Origin of the sequence: Mesorhizobium sp. M0478, assembly GCF_040321305.1 — a bacterium.
GTDB lineage: Bacteria > Pseudomonadota > Alphaproteobacteria > Rhizobiales > Rhizobiaceae > Mesorhizobium.
The window spans coordinates 717157-730994 of the sequence record NZ_JAMYRH010000002.1 but is presented as its reverse complement, the minus strand read 5'-3'; the positions used below and the strand labels follow the sequence as shown (position 1 = coordinate 730994).

The 13838-nt window shown below is 58.9% G+C and carries 12 protein-coding genes; 2 read left to right on the top strand and 10 right to left on the bottom strand.

All coding sequences use genetic code 11. The features are described from left to right. Nucleotides 1–135: 135 nt before the first annotated feature. Both NKI64_RS07935 and NKI64_RS07930 read right to left on the bottom strand, forming a co-directional pair. On the bottom strand, nt 136–429 hold the full coding sequence (locus NKI64_RS07935) for a hypothetical protein (protein WP_352667373.1): 294 nt from the start codon (nt 427–429) through the stop codon (nt 136–138). After that, nucleotides 416–712, bottom strand: a complete 297-nt coding sequence (locus NKI64_RS07930) for a hypothetical protein (RefSeq protein ID WP_352521950.1) — start codon at nt 710–712, stop codon at nt 416–418. The genes NKI64_RS07935 and NKI64_RS07930 overlap by 14 nt, the downstream gene beginning before the upstream one ends. 179 nt (nt 713–891) lie before the next feature. On the opposite strand from NKI64_RS07930, the gene NKI64_RS07925 reads away from it, so the two are divergent. After that, nucleotides 892–1404 (top strand): response regulator, encoded by a 513-nt coding sequence (locus tag NKI64_RS07925; RefSeq protein ID WP_023753040.1) that lies wholly within the window; start codon nt 892–894, stop codon nt 1402–1404. Between the two features lie 1129 nt (nt 1405–2533). On the opposite strand, the gene NKI64_RS07920 is transcribed toward NKI64_RS07925, so the two are convergent. Then, nucleotides 2534–2797, bottom strand: coding sequence for an aminotransferase class I/II-fold pyridoxal phosphate-dependent enzyme (locus tag NKI64_RS07920; protein ID WP_352667421.1), 264 nt, complete (start codon nt 2795–2797; stop codon nt 2534–2536). A gap of 685 nt (nt 2798–3482) precedes the next feature. Between NKI64_RS07920 and NKI64_RS07915 the strand changes: the two genes are divergently transcribed. Continuing rightward, entirely contained in the window at nt 3483–4913 is a 1431-nt protein-coding gene (locus tag NKI64_RS07915; RefSeq protein WP_023701100.1) for a coiled-coil domain-containing protein, read from the top strand. 289 nt (nt 4914–5202) lie between these two features. Here NKI64_RS07915 and NKI64_RS07910 read toward each other — a convergent pair whose 3' ends face one another. The 7 genes from NKI64_RS07910 to NKI64_RS07880 all read right to left on the bottom strand — a co-directional run bounded on the left by NKI64_RS07910 (nt 5203) and on the right by NKI64_RS07880 (nt 13813). Further along, nucleotides 5203–6540: an HlyD family type I secretion periplasmic adaptor subunit gene (locus tag NKI64_RS07910; protein WP_023714701.1), complete on the bottom strand. Its 1338-nt coding sequence runs from the start codon at nt 6538–6540 to the stop codon at nt 5203–5205. A gap of 26 nt (nt 6541–6566) precedes the next feature. Next, nucleotides 6567–8279: a type I secretion system permease/ATPase gene (locus NKI64_RS07905; protein ID WP_023689787.1), complete on the bottom strand. Its 1713-nt coding sequence runs from the start codon at nt 8277–8279 to the stop codon at nt 6567–6569. A gap of 334 nt (nt 8280–8613) precedes the next feature. Then, nucleotides 8614–9528, bottom strand: coding sequence for a class I SAM-dependent methyltransferase (locus NKI64_RS07900; protein ID WP_023714702.1), 915 nt, complete (start codon nt 9526–9528; stop codon nt 8614–8616). A gap of 71 nt (nt 9529–9599) precedes the next feature. Further along, entirely contained in the window at nt 9600–10859 is a 1260-nt protein-coding gene (locus NKI64_RS07895) for a polysaccharide biosynthesis/export family protein (RefSeq protein WP_023714703.1), read from the bottom strand. After that, on the bottom strand, nt 10846–12123 hold the full coding sequence (locus NKI64_RS07890; protein ID WP_352667368.1) for a hypothetical protein: 1278 nt from the start codon (nt 12121–12123) through the stop codon (nt 10846–10848). Before NKI64_RS07890 ends, NKI64_RS07895 begins: the two co-directional genes overlap by 14 nt. Then, entirely contained in the window at nt 12120–13124 is a 1005-nt protein-coding gene (locus NKI64_RS07885) for an SDR family NAD(P)-dependent oxidoreductase (protein WP_023691489.1), read from the bottom strand. Before NKI64_RS07885 ends, NKI64_RS07890 begins: the two co-directional genes overlap by 4 nt. A gap of 44 nt (nt 13125–13168) precedes the next feature. After that, nucleotides 13169–13813, bottom strand: coding sequence for a sugar transferase (locus NKI64_RS07880; RefSeq protein WP_023670905.1), 645 nt, complete (start codon nt 13811–13813; stop codon nt 13169–13171). Between the last annotated feature and the right edge of the window lie 25 nt (nt 13814–13838).

Sequence of the window (13838 nt, the reverse complement as noted above, 5' to 3'; positions counted from 1 at the left end):
CGAAACGTGGCGCGTTCCTCCATGGACTTCTGCCACTTCAGCAAGGTGGCCGTAGTCGCAGTAGCGGCTTGAGCGATTTCTATGGGCGTTGCAACCATCGCATTCTCCCTAAAAAGGCAATGGTAAACGCAATCTTTATAGGCCCAACGAAACCCTTCTCCAATTAAAAACGACCATACGGCATACGGCAAAATGGCTATTCGTCGGGGCGCTCGACGGCAGCTTCGTCGACCTCGGCTGCCATGTCTCGTCGTTGACGGTCTTGGTCTTGCCAAAACCGTCCATCGCCACACCGTCAAAGCCCTGCAGCCACGCGTCGGCATGTTCCTGCCAGTAAGCTGGCACCTCACGCTCCTTGCCATCCTTGCGCGCTTGGGCGCCGTACATGGCGTAGGTGGCGAGTTCCTGATCTTTCTTAAAAATGGCCATTTGCATCATCCTCCCGGAAATCCAGCAGCCTTGCGTGCCGCAGATTCTCTTCGCCTTTGAGGGTCTCGACCCAGCCAACCAGTCGGGGCTTCAGCCACTCGGCCTTTTCCTTTTTATGTCCCTTCGGGACCGGGCCGCCAACCTTGCCCTGGACACGATCCCAAAGCGCTTGCCGCTCATCGGCATTGAAGTTGACGAGTGCGCCGCCTTTGTAGAGGCCCTTTTCAGCCATGATCACCTGGGTAGCTTTGCCGCGCTCGCGCTGTGCACCGATGATTTGCATTTCCTTTTCCTCAAAGCACTTGATCTTGCGCCAAGCGCTCGTTTGCCGCTGCGATATGGACTGCCCTTGAGCTTCGAGACCATGCCTTCTAGCTCGTCTCGTCGACCAGGTGGCAAACGGCGTCACCAGTGCGGCATCGCTCCGCTGAATTGAATGCGCCCGCCGGCAGGGATCATTTCGTGCAGGATCTCGCCGCGATCTTCGGTCGGCATCCCGCGCAGGTCATGATGCGTGGAACCCTGCCGGTTGCTGACCGTTCTCCGTCAATGGAAGCCCCGAACCAACAGAGCCAAACGATCCTCGTGGTTGACGGCGACGTCATCGCCCGATGCGTCATCGCGGACTATCTCCGCCACTGTGGCTACAGGGTGATTGAGGCCCATTTCGCACGTGAGGCGCAACAAGCGTTGAACTATGCGGAGTTCGGTGTGGACACCGTCTTGTGTGACGTTGACCTGCCGGGCAACATGAACGGGTTCCAACTGTCGAAGTGGGTTCGCGAGAACAAGCCCGAGGTCAAAATAGTGCTTTCTGCCGCAGTAGAACGAACTGCGATCGCGGCGGGCGACCTTTGTCAGGAAGGCCCGCACCTTGCGAAGCCGTATGAGCCGGCCAACGTAGTGGACCATATCAGGCGACTGCAGCGTGTTTGGAGCTTACGATCCAGGAACCCTGGTGCAAAGCGCAATTGATCTCTGTCCAGACGCCGAGAGGCTCGTCTGCATACCAATGGTGATTTAGCCCTGCGAACTGGACGCCGCTCAAAGGAAGAACGGCGTATAAGCCGCAGTCCTGCGTGCGGCCGCAACAGTGGACGGTTGTCGCGCGCAGGACGGAGGAAATTCGCCCTCCTGCGCGGGCGGTGAACGGGATACCGTAGGAGCGTCAGCATAGCGCCGGCCACAGGATGGGACGCGGCACCGACTGTCCCCGTCCGGTAGTCCGCATGTTTTGGTCGAAGCCGACCGGCTGAGATCGTGCGCATTTTGGTTCTCGATGGTACGGCCGCTGATCGACGATGATGCGAGGACCGAGTTGCCTGGAAGAAATCGATCTGGTCTTGCACCTTTTTTGCTTCCTCATTCGCGGGGCAGCTTGTGATTTTCCAGCCTGACAGACCCTCCCCTGTCTATAAGAAATTTCCCGACGCATGAGCGCACGTCCAACACAGTGCGGGCTCCAATGCTCACCGGCAGCGCGAGAATGGTAACCACCTACCTTGAGGGGAGCGCCACGTGCGTATTCAACGATGCAGGCGCTGCCAACCTCGGCATCCCCGGGAATAGCAGGCTTATAAATGAATATATCGTTGATCAACGCTATCGGCGCAGCCGCCGGGAGATGGACAGACCGCGTTCCAGCTAGGGGGATCGATGTTCCAGGCTAAAGGCATTGGCATGCCCGAATTAGAAAAAAGACCTGAATCCCGTAAAGCAGCAACAAAATGCCGAAAGCTATCCAGAAGCCGGGTCGCGTAAGCAATGCCAGATCTTTTCTTAGCTGCTCCATTCACATCAACTAACATGGCCAAGCGTCGTTCCCGTCCGCTGGGGACAAATTTCAACTAAGCTGATCGTCGCATAATGGCCGCGCCACTGCGGATCGAGACACCTCAGCGCCCCGCATGAGCACGCGCAACTCGATCGGAGGCGCAAGGAGAAAGTTCGGAACGGTTCCAAGAACCCCAAGCAAATTGAGCGCCGCAGCGGACGATAAGGTTCACGCATATCCCCGGCGAACATCCGCACAGCATTGGTCAACATCAACGGCAGAAGGGCGTCCGAAAAGAAACGCATCTCTGCGTCACCGCCTCATCGAGAGTCACCGCTGCGGCATCCTGAATACGGTCGGCGATCCGAAGAGCATGCATTGCGCAAGATTTTCCAGATGAACTGATGCCGAGACCGGCCCAAGCGTCCACCCTAGCCTCCAGCCGGTCATTGCATGAGACTTCGACAGGCTGTTCACAATTATCGTCCGCTCTCTCATTCCGGGGATGGATGCTATTGAGAGGAACTCGCCGTTGAATATTGTGCTGCGGTAAACCTCATCGCTGATGATCCATAGATTGTGCCGCTCGGCAATGTCGCAATGGTTTCCAGATCCTCCTTGCCGAACACATATACGCCGGGATTGTTTGGGAGTTCAGCAAGATCGCCCGCCTTCGATCTCATACCGCTGATTGGACAATATTCTCGGATATCTCTGCCGCGCATTTTGCAGCGCTAGTTTGACGGGTCGGGCCACTGCTCCGCCGGCGCGTATTGCCGCTTCGTATGTAGATACCAAGGCTCAAGGCAAAGCACCTCGTCGCCAGCTCCGGCAACGGAAGCTTAGTGTGATTGGGCGGCCAGGCGGCCGGTCCCCAATTCGTTCGAATGATGCGCTTGCCTCGCCAAGGTCGCATGGTGAGTCAGCCGGCAAACCAAAACACTCAACCGCCGGTTAGGCCCGGCCGCCTGATGCGCCCCACAAGAGGCTGTGCCGGGCCGTTCGTCGGGGCTTCTGCACCTGAGCGTTAATGTGCCCAGGCAACACACCATCGACGCCAAGACGATGGCAAGAAGGGGAGTCGCGCAGTCCTCAAGAATAAGTCAGCAGGCACCTAGACCGATGTAGGGCCTTCCAATCGCAGCTCTCGGCTCCTCGCGGCGCCGGCGCCCTGGCATCGTTTGATTGAACGAAGACGCTGAGTTGAGCTCTCGATACAAAAGCATCTCAGTCCTCGTGCCTCAATGGTTCCGGGCATGCGGCTGCAGGGGATGAAGTCATGAAGTTCAGGGATTTGATCAGACGCGCCGAGGACAATGTGGAGAGGTCGTTCGACGATCTCGAAGCTGACTTGGCTAACGCTGTCGACCAGTGCCTCGATTTGGAGGATGTCGCCGACGTGCCAAACATGGCAGGCGACAACAACGAACAGGATGACAGCGTACGGAGTGAGGGCGGTGCCGGCGACGACGATGATAGCTCGCCGATACCAGCGCATCGGCTGACCTCACACACGCAGAGCCGAATTGCTGCCGTGAGCTCGTTTAACGGCTTGTTCCACGATGCCAAGCTCCATTTCGAGGACATCAACGCAAAAATCTCCGAAATTACAGGCACATGTCAACTGACGTTCGAGTTTTTTCACATCCTTCACGCGGACATTCTCCGTGCGAACGAACTGGAGCTGGCGAATCAAAATCTGATCGCAGATCAAAGGAACTTGTCGGAAACACTCAATGACCTGAACAGACGGTACTGTGAGCGTCAAGGCACCGTCGAGACATTGCAGCAGCGCCAGGCAAGCCTTGTTCAGGAGTGTGAAGTGCTCCGTGGCGCGTTGGCCGCGGCAAGGCTGGAGCTGGTCGAAGCGGCGAACACCACCACAAAGAACGAAGCGGAATTTGGCGACCTCACGAACATGCTTGCCGCCGCAAATGTCGAGGCCGACAGGCGCTCCCGAGAGAACAAACAGCTGCGTGAAAAGAATGTGAGCCTGTCTATTGACCTGGAAAAGGCCATGAAGCGGGAGGAAGAGGCACGGCATAGGCTGGATGCCTTCTCCACGATCCATGCCAACGAAGCTGCGCGAAATTCCGAAATGCTGAGTGCGCTCGGCAAGAGCGAAAAAGAGGCAATCAAATTGCACACCTCACTCGAGGTTGCGCAGGCGAAGCTATGGGAGGTGACCGAAGCAGCCAGGATTATGCAGGCGGACATGGATGGCGAGCTTAAACGCTGCCAGGCTGAGAACCGAGGATTGCGCTCAGAAATTCAAAGTCTCCAATCGCGCTTCGAACTCGCCTCAAACGCAAACAACGAGGCCGCGGCCGAGATCGCCAGGCTCCAGCTACAATGGAGCGACGCCCTGGCCGAAAAACAGGTGACCGACGAAAGGTTGGCCGCACTCACCGAGGAGGCCGAAACCAACAAGGTGAACCTTTCCAAGATCGCCGCAGATTTTGCACAGCTGTCCATGCAGCAGGCGTCCGATCAGATTGAACTCGATGTGAGACGGCAGGAATGCGAGGACTTGCGGGTCGAGATTGCCTCGGTCAATGCTCGGGTCAGGGAATTGCTGCCCTACAAGAGGTCGCATGGAAGCGCGAACGCCTTGCCGCATACATCTGACGTGGCAAATGTAGCGGTGACTGCAGACCGAACGGTGCATGCCGCACGCCGTGTCCGCCGCAGGGCCCTCGCCGCGTCGTAGGAGCAAAGAACCTCTCCTCGTGAGGCAATTGCCCATGTCGATGATCGTGGAACGGTATGCGCTGTTTGTTGCGCAAAAGATGACAGGACACTAACGCTGTTGTCGGGGCAGGACTTGGTGAGGCGGCCAGGAAAATCCTGTTGGGGCATCCTTGTAGCCGGGACAATGTCCCAGACGAGCCTCGCGCGTCGGCCGCAGGCGTCACCCCTGTGGCATCACGTCGCCTACCCTAATATGTCAGCAAGCACGCCTGCCGTGTTCCCGCGGTCGACCGCTCACAGCCGCCATGTCATTCCCGGAAAGCCCTCGACATCTGGTCGGTAAGCGGCTTCAGCAGATAAGACCAGACGCTGTGTTCGTCCGTACTTATGTGAACCTCCGCTGGCATACCGGGTTTGAGCACTTTGGCATCGGTCAGACAGGTGGACTTGTCTTCGACATTGATGCGCGCCGAGAAATAAGAAAGCTGGCGCTGTTGATCTTTTATCAGGTCCGCCGAGATGCGCTTGACAGACCCTTGGCAGGCAGGCGTAGTGCCGGCGTCGAAAGCCGGAAACCGGATCGAGACCCGCTGACCTGGACGAACGTCATCTATGCGCGACGGCGCAATCAGCGCGTCGACGACAAGGTTGCCGGTGTCAGGGACAATCATCATGAGAACCTCGCCCGCGGCAATCACGCCGCCGATCGTGTGAATGGAAGATTCCTGTACGGTTCCCGATTGCGGCGCGCGGATGGTGGTTTTGGCCAGTTCGTCCTGTGCCACAACCTTGCGCTCGCTGAGTTCGGTTTGCTTGGCTTCCGTTTCACGAAGTTCGCTCGTTACGTCACTACGCCTTTGTTCATCGAGCTGAAGAATCTGCAATTCGGTCTCGCTGATCCGGGCCTGCGCCTCGGCAACTGCCGCCGCGAGGCGCCCTGATTCTCCGTGCGCCCGGGTGGCATCCAGTCTGATGTTGCTAAGTCGCTCTTTGGACACCAGTTTCTTTGTAAAAAGCGCCTGTACATCGACAAGATCGCCATCCAGCAGGACCACGGATTGTTCTTCCGCGGTCTGTTGCGCCTTGAGGCCCTCAACTTGGCGTTCGAGTTGCTTTGAGCGGCTTTGCAATTGTGCCTTCTGCCCGTTGAGGGCCGTAGCGCGGCTGTCGAACAGCGTGCGCTCGCCGTTCACCAGCGCAGCCAGCTCCGGCTCGCCCATTCGCGCTTGAAGGCTGAACGGAAGCTGCATCTCCGACAGGCCTTGCCGCTCTGCCTCCAGCCGCACAAGCCGAACCGTTGCCCGATCAAGATCCTTGCTAATTATCAGCAGATTGGCCCGTGTCAGTGTGTCGTCCAACCGTGCCATCACATCGCCGGCCCGTACATGATCCCCGTCTTGCGCGAAGATGCCACCTATCGTGCCGCCCGTCAGATGCTGCACCTTCTTTATGTTGCTCTCGACCACCACGGTCGCCGGCGCAATTACCGCGCCAGCAATCTTGGTCAGACCGAGCCAGAGCCCGCCGCCGGCAAGCAACATAACCGTGACCGCCGCACCCAGGATCAGGTTGGCCCCGATTCCATCGCGCGTGCCCGAAATCGCGTTGCGCCGGCTCCCATTGCCGATCGGGGCCGATGGAGCCATCGTCGCCTCAGACAAAAAAATATCCCTCATGCGTGACCGCTCACCCCTTTGTGCATCGCGACGGCCGCTGCCGGGCGTTCAACCGGCGCAGCAAAGGGGCGGATGACGTTGGCCAGGACCTCCTCGCGTGAGCCGAAGGCGTGAAGCATCCCATTGGACATTACGAGTACCCTGTCGATGTTGGTAAGGGCAGAAGGACGGTGCGCAACTACGATGACGATGCCTCCACGTCTGCGCACTGCCAGGATCGCGCCGGCCAAGGCGGTATCGCCATCGACGTCCAGATTTGAATTCGGCTCGTCCAGAACGACGAGAAACGGATCGCCGTAAAGTGCCCTGGCAAGCCCTACGAGTTGCCGCTGTCCAGCCGACAACGCTGTTCCTCCCTCGCCCATGCGAGTTTGAAAACCGTTCGGCAATCGCAGGATCATTTTGTCGACGCCCGCTGCCTTGGCAGCTGCGAGCACGCCCTTGGCGTCGCCCTTCCCGCCAAATCGCGAAATGTTATCGGCAACCGTTCCATCAAACAGTTCGACGTCCTGGGGCAGGTAGCCAATATGTGCGCCAAGACGTTCTTGGTCCCATTGGTCAAGCGAGGCGTCGTCCAGCCTCACCGTGCCGCGAAGTGGCTGCCAGACGCCCACCAGCGCGCGCACAAGCGTGCTTTTGCCAGAACCGCTCGGGCCGACAACGGCCATTCCCGTCCCTGCAGCCAGGCGGAAGCTGACATTGGCTACCGTGGGTTTTTGCTGGCCCGGTGGCGCTATAGTCAGGTCCTCGACCGCAAGCTCCGCTTGGGGGCGCGGAAGTTCCATATGTTCGTCCCGGTCAGGAAAAGCGGCCAGGGCCGTTGCCAGTTGCGAATAGCTTTGCCGGAACGCGGCGAAGCCTCGCCAGTTCGCGATAGCGGCGTCAACAGGAGCCAATGAGCGGCCCAGCAAGATGGAGGATGCGATGATCACGCCTGGCGAGGCTTCGCCTCCTATCACCAGGTAGGCACCCAGTCCGAGAACGCAGGACTGCAAGGCCAAACGCAGTGCCCTAGAGAGTGCCCCGGTGGCGCCGACGACGTCGGAAAGCTTCTCTTGGTGCCTCAGATATGCGTTATTGATCTCGCCCCAGCGGTGGGCAAGCCGTGCGGAAAGGCCCATCGCGCGTACGACCTCCGCGTTGCGGCGTCCGGATTCGGCGAGATTGCGCTGCGACACCAGCGTCTCGGACGCGCGTGTCACCGATGTGCGGCCAAGAACTTCCGCCATGACCGTGAGCAGCACGACAATGATCGCACCGCTTGTGGACAACACACCGAGCGCGGGATGCAGGAAATAGATGATCAGCAGGTAAAATGGAATCCACGGCGCGTCGAAGATGACAGTCGGCCCCATTCCGGAAAGGAAGCCGCGTAGCTGATCGAGATCACGGAGGGGCTGTATCCGGTTCGCATCCTGCCCGCCAAAGAGCGGCAAGGACAGCGAGAGGCCGAACACCCTCTGCTTCAAATTCCTATGGACACGATTGCCCACTCGAACCAGCAGGCGCAGCCGCACGAAATCCAGCAGCCCGTAGACAGCGTAAAGACCCAGCATTCCGATGGTGAACCCGACAAGCGTCGGAACGCTCTGCGAAGGTAAAACGCGATCGTAAATTTGCAGCATATAGACCGAGCCGGTCAGGGCGAGAAGGTTTATGACTGCCGAGAAGACGCCGACGCCTACCAGGCCAGGCACGGTCCCAAGCATTGCGCCTCGCAGATCCGACGAACTCCTTCCACCAGGGTTCATGGGTTTCGACCTCCCGTGAGAGATCGTTGCGCAAGCTCACTGGCCCCACTGGGCACGGACATTCTCTTGCTGTTCAGGAGCGTATCCCCTTAGCCTTCTAATATTACGCCCCACTAACATGATTGGACTTTAGTCAAAATGTAGCAAAATCGTGGCGCTGACCCGAGAAACCCGGAACCCACATATTAAATCGGGGGAAAACTGCCGTTCCACCGTATTTAGACGGGGTTTCATGCCGGGCGAGCCACCCCAAGAAAACCGCTGCCTGCCGTTTTCGGGGCTTTCTCGGGATTTAGCGCTTCCTCGCAACAACCAGGAAGTGTTGCGCCAGCTGGCCAGGAACGCAAAGCCTTCTGCAGGCCTTCTCGACAGGCTGCATCATCATTTCACAGAACCCTGGCAACAGGTTTCCCGGCCGAGGCAGGTAACCGTACGGTATCGTCTGCTCGACGGTGAATCCCGAGGCAGTCAGGAGGGCCTTGAACCTCGCTGCGCTCAGCGTGTGGCGAATTGTGCGTCCAGACACTCGATTGAGCAGCCGGCACGCCAGGCCGACGGGCGACGTCGCATTCATGTGAACGTTGCACACAAGCCGCCCGCCATCTTTCAGGTGCTCATTGATCGCTTTCAGTGCATGCCATTTCAGTTCATCCTCTGCGTTCAGGAAAAAACGAAATGCGGTTACCACATCGAACGTCATACCCAACTGCTCCCTTGTAACGTCGACGTGACGCAAACTCACATTGGGCGGTACTTGAGCGCTGTCGAGCATAGTTCTGGAAACGTCGGCGCCAACCACCTCGCTGAAGAGGCCGGCGGCTACCTCGGCGATGCGACCTGTTCCGCATGCGAAATCGAGGCAGTTTCGGCTCGCTCCGCTCAAGGGGCGAAGAACGTCGAGGATCAGGGGCTTTTCGATGTTCCCCCAAAGCGCGCCATAATAGCCGGAACTGTGCGTTTTGTTGTAATGTAGGCCGTAGCCGGGCGCGCAATGGCTGGTCCTGTAGCCGTCCGACACCCAGCCGCCCTGCGCATTGCTCTCCTTGCTGGACGTAAATTCATGCCAATTTCCGGACTCACCGGCGCGCGACCTGGACCGCACAATTCGCGCTGACGGCATATGGGAAGCATAACTTGCAGACTGCGTCATCTGATCCGCGTTCGTTGAGGGTGTCAGGGTCGCTCCCTGGTTGAAAATGCGCCTCACCTTGGATCTCCGTTCAGTTGGGTTCGCCCCCCGATAGAACAGTAAGCTCCGCACGGACTGCGGCTGACGCCCTATTGGACCGCCACACTTTGCAGTTCACTGCTGAATCTGGCTTCGACAGTATCCCCCGGCAGCACAATGGCATCTTCGTCAGCCAACAGCTTGCGCCATTCATTGCCGATCTTGCGCACGATGGTCACCTGGGCCCGTACCGTTTCGCCGGCAATCGGCAATGGCTGTGTGGATGCTCCAGTCGGCTGCAGCTTCTCGCTGGCGGCATGGAGCCTGGCGGTGACATCCGCCAGCCGGGCGTTGGTGTCCTTCAGATCCGTCAGCAAGCCAATCCTCCTTTGATTGTCGTTGCGTTCGTGCTGTCTGACAAAGTCCTCCTGCTGGCGCCGCGCCCTCATCAGCTCGACCGAGGTTTGAAGCGCGCCGCTTGAAGACAGAAGCAACGCGCGCCTGACATCCGCGAGCCGGGTGTTGGTCAGATTGCCTGCATCGAATGCCTTCGTCACTCGCGCCAAATCTTGCTCATCCGCCTTCACGCTCTCGCCCTCTACTCGTTCGCGTTTCTGCAAAACGTCAATCTGCTCGGCAGCGTCCGTCCGGCCCTTCTCCAGAAAATCCTGTTCCTGCCGGAAATCGCTCAGCGCAACCTTCAGCGCCTCTGCTTCAGCCTGTGCCATCGCGGCTACAACGCTCGGCGAAAGAGGTGATCCCTGTGGTGTCTTCTTGTCGAAATCCGCCTGGCCCTGAAGCTCGGCGCGAATGCGGGCAGCGTGAAGGTATTCTTTCGTGTAATCTCCCCAGAGCATTTCGTAATCGCGCTTGAGATCAACCGGATCAGGCCCGGCCTGGCCTGCCCGTGATCGCAAAAGACTGAAGCCGCCGGAAACGGCCAGCGCCTGCCGTACAGTCATGAGCGGACGGTAGGCCTGTTGTCCCGGGGTGAGCACATCGCCCGTTACATAGATCGGGCGATAGTCCGCTATGATCGCTGTGACATCGTCGGGCTCGACAGTAACTGTCTGCTCCCGCCCATCAGTCAGACGCACGTGAAAAATCTTGCTTGGCAAGACCTCTTGCATGCGCCTTTGCAGTTGGGACGCCGTCAGGCCTGCGACCATGATCATTCCAGCCTCCGGAAGGGCGATATTGCCATCCATCTGGACTACGGCGCGCTGCGTCCGATCAGGGATCGGCGCTATTCCTATCTCGACCGTATCGCCAGGTGAGAGTTGATAGGGCTCGACCTCGCCTGCGCAAGCCATCGAGGTTAGCGACATCATCACGACTGCGCCAAGAACGTATCGTCTACTGAAGGTCATTTGCGACAATCTCCTCCCGGTCGAACACCGGCTTCAAAGGCCATTCAACACGACTAACGAAATCATATACCGGGCCACCGGGCACGCCCCAGTTGCTGGACCAGACCACCTGGGAGCCGTCCGGAGAGGGAGAGGCATGCGTCTCGCTCCAGTAGTCGAAGGGCGCGTTGTGCGTGTCTGCGACACGGCGGACCTCTCCACTGCCGTCTAGACGCAGAGCAATGACTTGCTGAGCGTAAGGCGCCCAATCCGGGTGCTGCGATAGTTCGGCTGGCGTGCCGCCATAACTCAGAAACACCCAGCCGGGCCTGCCGAGCGACCTGAGTGACGCATGCATGGCCTCGCCATATTTCATCAGCGAGGTAGCCTTGCCATCAGCCAAGCGGCGCTTGATCACCTGATATTTGTCAGGATCCGATTTGCTGATCCCGACATAGATTTCGCTTCCGTCGGAATCGACCGTCATGTCGCCATGGCCTGGTCGATGGTGCTCCATCCACTTCTGGCGCAATATGCCGTCTATGGAGAAGACGAAACTCGCTTCAATTCCGTCCGGTAATTGCTGGGAACACACTATGTTGATTCCGAGTGGTGAGATTGAGCAGGAGCCGGTTGTTCCCGGGAATTCGGCAAGATCGATATCGGGGAATTTCCGCCGTAGCTTTAGATCGTAGCCAAAGACCACCGCTCTGCCGTCATTGTTCGTTGCACGCACCGCAATCCGGCTGCCGTCGCGGCTCGGATTGCCTTTGTTGGGTCCAAATTTGAGGTTGGAGTACGCTGCGGAGGCAAACACGACGTCCTCATGATCGGTACGTGGGGCCCATGTCGCAATCTGCCGGCCCCCGACACAGATCATCAACTCGGGATCAGTGGGATGCCATTCGCATTCGGTCGCGCGGTTGCGGTGGAACAAAGGCAAGTAGGTTTGTCCGTCGAGAAAGCACAGGCCACCGCAGCCATTGGCGATCAGGAGCAGGCTCTGGTCGGCATTCCAAGCCTGTGCGCTTGAGTAACGGTGGGTGCAGTACTTCTTCCCGCATACACCCGCCCCGCCGAGAACGCCCGGTCTGGTGATCCGTGCGAAAACCATGCCAGACCAAGGATCCCTTGTTTCGGGCACATGGCCCGGCAGGTTGTCCACAACCGCGGTGGCCGCCGCCTCCGCTGCCTTGCTTTGACGGCCACCGGCAACGTAGATGTTGGGAGATATGGCACCGGCAGCCAGCAACAGCGCCAACGCATGACGGCCGCCCAGGGTCATGTCATGTAACCCACTTCGCGCCGTACCCGGCCTTCACTAAGGCGCTCGCGCCACCACGTGATTGTTCGCTCCAGCCCATCGCGCAGGCTGGTCTGTGTCCGCCATCCAGTCTCGCGTTCAAAGCGCGAGGAGTCGGCGAGCAAGGCGCGAACTTCGGAATTTTGCGGCCTCAGGCGCCTTTCATCACGACGGACCGGCTTCTTGCAATCGGTCAACTCAAGAACAATGGCCAATACGTCCGAGACGGTCGCAGCGCGTTGGCTGCCAGCGTTGTAGGCGTGGCCGAACTCGAGCTGGGCGAGACCTGCGGTCAGGAACGCTGTCGCGGTGTCTTCGACATAGGTCAGGTCGCGGATCGGGCTGGTATCGCCGACCATGATCGCAGGACATTTCGGGTCGAGGACTTGCCGGATAATGGTCGGCACGATGGCGCGCTCACTCTGGCGCGGGCCATACGTGTTGAAGGGTCGCATGATGACCACAGGGACATCGAACGACCTGGCGTAAGACTCCGCCATCATGTCAGCGCCGATTTTGGATGCCGAATATGGTGACTGTCCCTGCAGGGGGTGTGTTTCGCCGATCGGCATGGTTTGGGCAGTTCCATAGACCTCGCTCGTGGAGGTATGGATCACCCGCTCCGTCTCCCATAGGCGCGCCGCTTCGAGGACGTTCACCGTGCCCAGGATGTTGGTTTCCACATAGGACTGGGCAGCGGCGTAGGAATATGGAATCGCAATAAGCGCCGCCAGATGAAAAACCGCGGCTTGGCCGCGCATGATCCGGTTAAGGAACGCACTGTCGCGGACGTCACCACGGACGAGCCTCAACTGGCTGCGGATGGTGTCCGGCAGATCGTCTAGCCATCCATGGCTGTCGAAGGAATTGTAAAGGGCAAGGGCTGTGACATCTGCCCCGTTGCGAACAAGCGCCTCGGTGACATGCGAACCGATGAATCCGTCCGCGCCGGTCACCAGGACTTTCTTTCCATTGTAGCTCATCACTGCGCATTCCCTTGGCTGTTTGGAACGCTTCCCTTGGATATTCAAACGTCGATCGGCGGTACCGGAACCCAACCGACCACTGCCAGCACTCCCCGCACCATCCACGCGAGGTCGGAGACGATGGTGCGTCGCGGATAATATGAGAGGTCCAGTGTTGCCTTGGCGGGGAACATGACTTCCCGGTAGAACACGATCGGATCTACGGATTGGGGGAAGTAATGCGCTTCGTGCCGAAAAACGACCTGGGCTGGTCCCAGCAGGCCTGGCTTGTATTGCAGCACGGCCCTAAGCTCGCCCCGGAAACAATCGGCGAAAGCCAGGCTCTCGGGCCGTGGGCCGACGATCGCCATTTCGCCTTTGAGGACATTCCACAGCTGCGGTAGTTCGTCCAGCTTCGTCGCTGCGAGAAAGCGGCCAACGGTGGTCATGCGTGTATCGCCCACGACCGTCAGCGCAAGGCCTTGAGAGCCGCAGTTCACACCGAATTTGCGAAATTTGTACATGCGGAAGGTTCGGCCGCCGGCCCCGATGCGGGTCTGAGCGAACAAGATCGAGCCACCGCCCTCGAGCAGAAGCGCTCCGGCGATCAGCAGCATCAATGGCGCCAATGCGACGGTAGCGATGCCCGCCACCGCAAGATCGATTGCGCGTCTCGCAAAGCCGTGATCAGGATTTGGAACGAACATCCGGTGAAAGGCAGGGTCTAACGCA

What these genes read in the sequence shown, in the direction of transcription:
- NKI64_RS07935 (WP_352667373.1), bottom strand. Translation starts at nt 429, where the DNA reads ATGGCCATTTTTAAGAAAGATCAGGAACTCGCCACCTACGCCATGTAC.
- NKI64_RS07930 (WP_352521950.1), bottom strand. Translation starts at nt 712, where the DNA reads ATGCAAATCATCGGTGCACAGCGCGAGCGCGGCAAAGCTACCCAGGTG.
- NKI64_RS07915 (WP_023701100.1), top strand. Translation starts at nt 3,483, where the DNA reads ATGAAGTTCAGGGATTTGATCAGACGCGCCGAGGACAATGTGGAGAGG.
- NKI64_RS07910 (WP_023714701.1), bottom strand. Translation starts at nt 6,540, where the DNA reads ATGGCTCCATCGGCCCCGATCGGCAATGGGAGCCGGCGCAACGCGATT.
- NKI64_RS07905 (WP_023689787.1), bottom strand. Translation starts at nt 8,279, where the DNA reads ATGCTTGGGACCGTGCCTGGCCTGGTAGGCGTCGGCGTCTTCTCGGCA.
- NKI64_RS07895 (WP_023714703.1), bottom strand. Translation starts at nt 10,859, where the DNA reads ATGACCTTCAGTAGACGATACGTTCTTGGCGCAGTCGTGATGATGTCG.
- NKI64_RS07890 (WP_352667368.1), bottom strand. Translation starts at nt 12,123, where the DNA reads ATGACCCTGGGCGGCCGTCATGCGTTGGCGCTGTTGCTGGCTGCCGGT.
- NKI64_RS07885 (WP_023691489.1), bottom strand. Translation starts at nt 13,124, where the DNA reads ATGAGCTACAATGGAAAGAAAGTCCTGGTGACCGGCGCGGACGGATTC.
- NKI64_RS07880 (WP_023670905.1), bottom strand. Translation starts at nt 13,813, where the DNA reads ATGTTCGTTCCAAATCCTGATCACGGCTTTGCGAGACGCGCAATCGAT.